The 6,092-nt window shown below is 54.4% G+C and carries 4 protein-coding genes; 1 reads left to right on the forward strand and 3 read right to left on the reverse strand.

Features of this window, described 5'->3' with window-relative positions:
* Positions 1 to 44: 44 nt before the first annotated feature.
* Both speB and speE read right to left on the reverse strand, forming a co-directional pair.
* Positions 45 to 914, reverse strand: coding sequence for an agmatinase (speB, locus tag NNL21_RS35110; RefSeq protein WP_204822776.1), 870 nt, complete (start codon positions 912 to 914; stop codon positions 45 to 47).
* A gap of 16 nt (positions 915 to 930) precedes the next feature.
* On the reverse strand, positions 931 to 1,758 hold the full coding sequence (gene speE / locus NNL21_RS35115; RefSeq protein ID WP_204822777.1) for a polyamine aminopropyltransferase: 828 nt from the start codon (positions 1,756 to 1,758) through the stop codon (positions 931 to 933).
* A 383-nt stretch (positions 1,759 to 2,141) separates the two neighbouring features.
* Here speE and NNL21_RS35120 point away from each other — a divergent pair, with 383 nt between their 5' ends.
* Positions 2,142 to 4,241: a transglycosylase domain-containing protein gene (locus NNL21_RS35120; protein WP_256555693.1), complete on the forward strand. Its 2,100-nt coding sequence runs from the start codon at positions 2,142 to 2,144 to the stop codon at positions 4,239 to 4,241.
* Between the two features lie 102 nt (positions 4,242 to 4,343).
* On the opposite strand, the gene trpB is transcribed toward NNL21_RS35120, so the two are convergent.
* The gene (gene trpB, locus NNL21_RS35125; RefSeq protein WP_204822778.1) at positions 4,344 to 5,504 is read right to left on the reverse strand and encodes a tryptophan synthase subunit beta; all 1,161 of its coding nucleotides are present in this window, start codon (positions 5,502 to 5,504) and stop codon (positions 4,344 to 4,346) included.
* Between the last annotated feature and the right edge of the window lie 588 nt (positions 5,505 to 6,092).

Raw genomic sequence — 6,092 nt, forward strand, 5'->3', positions numbered from 1 at the left:
GCAAAGCGCACGGGGCCGGTTTCCAGGTCATGCCTAGCGGCAGCTTACTTAATGAAACCAAGCAGCATCTCGCGAATGACTTTCGCCGCGACGATCTGCGTTTGTTCGGTCGGATCATAGGCAGGTGCAACCTCAACCAAGTCGCAGCCGACGACGTTCACACCGGAACGTGCGATGGCGTGCACAGCATCGAGCAGCTCCTTGCTCGTAATGCCGCCCGCTTCCGCGGTTCCGGTTCCCGGCGCGCATGACGGGTCGAGCACATCGATATCGATGGTCAGATAGACCGGACGGCCCGCAAGCTCCGGCAGCACTTTCTTCAAAGGCTCCAGCACCTCGAACGGATGGAAATTGATATTCTCACGCGCATAGGCCCACTCTTCACGGGAACCGGAGCGAATGCCGAACTGGTAGATATTCTTGCCGCCCATGAGGCCGGCAGCCTTGCGCAGCGGCGTTGAATGGGACAGCGGCTCGCCTTCGTAATGCTCGCGAAGATCCGCATGCGCATCGAAGTGAATGATCGCCAGGTCCGGGTATTTCGCGTACACTTCCTTGAATATTGGCCAGGAAACGAGATGCTCGCCGCCAAGGCCGACCGGCATCTTGCCGTCAGCCAAAACGCCGCGCACATAACTGCCGATAATATCGAGCGAACGCTCCGCATTGCCGAACGGCAGCAGCAGATCGCCGGCATCGAAATATTCGATATCCTCCAGGCTGCGGTCGAGGTAGGGGCTGTATTCCTCCAGCCCGATCGATACTTCCCGAATCCGGGGCGGGCCAAACCGCGAGCCCGGACGGAAGGAAACCGTGAAGTCCATCGGCATGCCATAAATAACGGCTTTGGAAGCTTCGTAATTATCGGAGCTTAAAATGAAGACATTGCCGGAATATTGCTGATCCAGTTTCATGATTGGCTAGTCCTCTCTATTTCACCAAGTCTTCCACAAACTTCGGCAGAACGAAGGCTGCCTTGTGCAGACGCGGAGTGTAATATTTCGTATCGATCTCAGGAATCGAGGACTCATCCACTTGCAGCGGATCATGCTTCTTGCTGCCCATCGTGAAGGTCCATAGACCGCTCGGATACGTCGGCACGTTAGCCCAGTAGACGCGTACGATTGGGAACACTTCCTTCACGTCGCGGTTAACGCTCTCGATCAGGTCTGCTTTGAACCATGGATTATCCGTCTGAGCGACGAAGATGCCATCTTCCTTCAGCGCCTCATAGATCCCTTGGTAGAAGCCCCGTGTGAACAGATTAACGGCAGGACCCACCGGCTCCGTGGAATCCACCATAATAACGTCATAGCTGTTCTTATGGTCATGGATATGCATGAACCCATCGTTCACGATCACTTCGACGCGAGCGTCGTCCAAGCCGCCTGCAATGTTCGGAAGATATTTCTTCGAGTATTCGATAACTTTGCCGTCGATCTCGACGAGCACAGCCTTCTCAACCTGCGGGTGCTTCAGCACTTCGCGGATCACACCGCCGTCGCCGCCGCCCACAACGAGTACATGCTTCGGATTCGGATGCGTGTAGAGCGCAGGATGAGCAACCATCTCATGATAGACGAATTCATCCTTATCCGTTGTCATAACCATGCCATCCAGCACGAGCATCGTGCCGAATTCTTCGGTTTCAATCATATCGAGTTTCTGAAAGTCAGTTTGCTCGCTGACGTAGGTTTCTTTGATCTTGGCCGTGATGCCATAGCTGTCGGTTTGTTTCTCCGTGTACCATAGTTCCATGGGGAGTCCCTTCTTTCCTTGTTGTATGTGATGAAAATATATCATGCGCCGGTCGAACGTCCAACCTGTATTATATTAGAATGCTCGGTTGAATACAAACGGAATTATTGCGCTGCCGCCTAGGCGTATTCGCCTTGGGAACCCCGTTAAACCCTGATAATCATGACGCCCTGGGCATTGCTCGTTAGGTTTGTCAAATTTCATGAAGATTATGAAAATCTGCCGGTGCCCCACGCATCTAATATCCTGAAACCGTCCTTCTTCCATTCATCTCAATGGGAAGCCGCGAAATATTTTACCCTCCTTTCCGATAAACGTGAATAGTCCTCTCTCTCATTTTCCATACTAAGGAAAATAAGACTGTCTACGTAAGGGAGATCACCATGACCAAACCGAACTCCGGGTCACCTGGCAGCAAACGCCGATTACCCTTCCGAATTGCAGCTGAACGGTGGATGCCGCTGTTTCGCCGTATGAAGCGCTGGCTCATCATCGCCGGCTGCGGCATGGCGGTGTTCCTGCTTGCCGCCTTCGCCTTTCTGTTCTATTTGCGCACGCAGACACTGCCGGCCTCTTCCATCAGCCAAACTTCGCAAATACTCGACTTTCAGGGCAATGTGATCGATACCTTTCATGCCGGTGAGAACAGACAATCCGTTCCGCTGAAGCGGATCTCGCCCTATTTATTAGAAGCAACGCTAGCGATCGAGGACCAGCGATTCTACGACCATCTCGGATTCGATATGAAAGGGATGGCCCGCGCAACGCTTATTAATCTCGAACATCTCGAGGCGAAACAGGGAGCAAGCACGCTTACGCAGCAGCTGGCGCGCAATTTATATCTGACGCATGAACGGACATGGAAGCGCAAGCTGAAGGAAGCGATGTACACCGTACAGCTTGAGATGCAGTATTCCAAGGATGACATTCTTGGCCTGTACTTGAACCAAATCTATTATGGCCACGGCGCTTATGGGGTGGAAGCCGCCTCGCAGCTCTATTTCGGCAAGCACGCAGCCGATTTATCGCTCGCGGAGAGTGCAATGCTTGCCGGTATTCCGAAGGGGCCCAAATATTATTCCCCTTATATGGATATGAAGAATGCCAAAGACCGGCAGCGGACCATTCTATCCACGATGGCCGAGCAGGGAATCCTCACTCATGCGCAGGCTGAAGAAGCAGGCAACGAGCTTCTGAAGTTTCAACCGCTGGGTACCCAGCAGCAGGGTGGCATCGCGCCGTATTTTCGCGATTACATCCGCAGTATAGCGGTGGACCAGCTCGGTATTGATGAACATCTGCTGAGCGAGGGCGGCATCCGCATCTTTACAACGCTGGATTCCGAGGCACAGCAGGCTGCAGAGGATGCGGTCACCCAAAGTATCCCGACAGATTCGCAGCAGCAGGCTGCGCTGATCTCGATAGATCCGCGCAACGGCTATATCAAGGCGATGGTCGGCGGACGGAATTACAAGACGAATCAGTTCAATCGCGTCTTCGCGGACACCCGCCAGCCCGGCTCATCATTCAAACCGATCCTATATTTGGCGGCCCTGCAGGAGGGCGCCATGACACCGTTAACCCGGTTCAAGAGCGAGCCGACCGTCTTCACCTATGACGAAGGACGCAAAACCTATGCGCCGCGCAACTACAACGATAAATATGGGAACGGCGAAATCGACATGAGGCAGGCGATCGCCAGCTCCGATAATATCTACGCCGTCAGCACCATCATGGCCGTCGGACCGGAGAAGGTCATTGAGATGGCCCGCCGGCTTGGTATTAGCGACAAGATGAAGCCCGTTCCATCACTTGCCCTCGGCACATCCCCAATCAGCCCCTTCGAGATGGCGTCCGCCTTCGGTACCATCGGCAACGGCGGGGCGCGACTTACGCCAACGGCCATAGTACGCATTGAGGACCGGAAAGGCGAGGTTATTTATCAAGCCAAGCCAGAGGAAAAGCAGGTGGTGAGCGCCGCGCATGCTTACGTGCTGACAAGCCTCATGGAAAGCGTGTTCGAAGCAGGCGGTACCGGCAACCGCGTATCGGCCATGATCAAGCGGCCTGTCGCGGGCAAGACCGGCACGACCGCAACTGATGCTTGGCTCGTGGGCTATACGCCAGAGCTGGCGACCGCGGTATGGGTCGGCTATGACAAGGACCGCAAGCTAACTGCCGCCGAGGCGCACCGGGCCGCTCCGATCTTCGCCGCTTACACAGAGAAAGCGCTGGCTGCGGTGCCTCCGAAGATATTCCCGGTACCGGATGGCGTCGTTAGCGTCTACATCGACCCGGCATCCGGCAAGCTGGCGGCGAACTCGTGCCCGAACAAACGTCTCGTGGCTTTCGTTAGCGGTACCGAGCCGACCGAGGTTTGCGGTGAGCACGGGGACGCGCCTGCTTCAGCGGACGATGCCAAGAGCCAAGCCGAGCAATCCAAATCATGGTGGCAGCAATTGAAACGCTGGTGGAAAGATTAAATTAAAAAGTGCCGCAGCCATCCGGGAATACCGGAAGGCCGCAGCACTTTTTTGCATTGTACGGTAACGATGAGGAATTATGACAGTATGAACGCTGCTGCTTTACTTGAGCATTTGGAACACTTGCTCTACGTCCTTATCTCCACGTCCCGACAGGTTGATGATGATAAGCTGATCCTTGTCCATCGAAGGAGCGATCTTCTTCGCGTGGGCTACCGCATGCGCGCTCTCCAGTGCCGGGATAATCCCCTCTGCGCGAGACAGCTCTTGGAACGCATCCAACACTTCCTCGTTCGTCACGGTTACATATTCACCGCGGCCCGAAACTTTGAGGTAGCTGTGCTCAGGTCCGACTCCCGGGTAATCAAGGCCGGCCGCAATCGAATACGTCGGCTGCGGGTTGCCTTGCTCATCGAGCAGCACCAGACATTTGAACCCGTGAATCACACTCGGTACACCCAAGGTCAATGTAGCCGCTTGATCAGGCTCCACGCCGATCAGCCGGACAGAAGGCTCGTCCAAATAGTGGGCAAACGCTCCGATTGCATTGCTGCCTCCGCCTACACAGGCCAGGACAGCATCGGGAAGGCGTCCTTCCTTCTCGAGAATCTGCCGTTTGGATTCCTCGCTGATAACGGACTGGAAGTGTTTGACCATGAGCGGATACGGGTTTGGGCCAACCGCTGAACCCAGCAAATAGAACGTGTCCCGATAGTTGGCGATCAAATCGTTAAGCGCCTCGTCTACCGCATCCTTCAATCGGCCTTGTCCCTTCTCGACCGGCACTACCTTAGCACCGAGCAGCTCCATCCGGAAAACATTCAGCGCTTGACGGCGCGTATCTTCCAGCCCCATGTAAATTACGCACTCGATACCGAACATCGCACAGACTGTTGCTGTCGCCACACCATGCTGCCCCGCACCGGTTTCGGCGATGACGCGCTTGGCTCCCATTCGCTTCGCGAGCAGAATCTGCCCCATTACGTTATTGATTTTGTGTGCGCCTGTATGATTCAGATCTTCACGCTTCAAATATATTTTAGCGCCTCCCCACATCTCTGTGAGATGTTTGGCGAAGGTTAGCGGGTTCTCACGACCGACATATTCCCGGAGGTAATAACGGAACTCTTCATTGAAATCAGGATCGTCCTTGTATTTGATAAACTGCGCTTCCAGATAGTCCATGACTTCCTGCAGCTCAGGCGGAACAAAGCTTCCACCAAATTCACCAAAATACCCTTTTTCCACAACCTCTTGACTCATCCGAACCAACCTCCATTATTTGTTAATTCGCGCATCATTCATTCTTCATCTTAAAGAAATGCAGCTGCGTTTGTCAAAGACAAATCCGGTTCACTTATCCGCCTTTGAAAGGAACTATTAGATGAAAGGCGAGTGTGAAACGCCAGCGCGATATGCCTGCAGCGAATGTGTATGGCGGCGGTTCGCTGCATGTAGTCTGGGGAGCGGATTTGGGAGTTTAGGACGGTGGCCGGCTCGCCGGACGTGATCCCGAGGTGGATCTGGGAGGATCGGGGATTGTGGATCCGGGAGCTCGGGAGCACGGAGACGTTGGGCCGATCATGCAGCATATTTCTGAGGTAGACCCCGGAGCTCGGGGATGCTGAGCCGATCGCCGAGCATACTCCTGGGATAGACCCGGGAGCTCGGGGTTGGGTTGATCGCCGAAGAAAAATCCAGGAATTCGAGATATTGGACACCTCGCCTCTCGGGTGCTGTAAGGGTAAAATCCTATATAGCCCCCTAATCCACTTGGACACTTCACCCACTTCAGATACACTAATAGATAAGAAGGTGAAGGTTCATGAAGAGACGGTTTCGGTGCCCCGT

This window comes from Paenibacillus mendelii, from assembly GCF_024498075.1.
Classification (GTDB): Bacteria; Bacillota; Bacilli; order Paenibacillales; family Paenibacillaceae; genus Paenibacillus_Z; species Paenibacillus_Z mendelii.

Bases quoted from the DNA above. Each gene is read 5' to 3' on its own strand.
- speB (WP_204822776.1), bottom strand. From the start codon at position 914: ATGAAACTGGATCAGCAATATTCCGGCAATGTCTTCATTTTAAGCTCC.
- speE (WP_204822777.1), bottom strand. From the start codon at position 1,758: ATGGAACTATGGTACACGGAGAAACAAACCGACAGCTATGGCATCACG.
- NNL21_RS35120 (WP_256555693.1), top strand. From the start codon at position 2,142: ATGACCAAACCGAACTCCGGGTCACCTGGCAGCAAACGCCGATTACCC.
- trpB (WP_204822778.1), bottom strand. From the start codon at position 5,504: ATGAGTCAAGAGGTTGTGGAAAAAGGGTATTTTGGTGAATTTGGTGGA.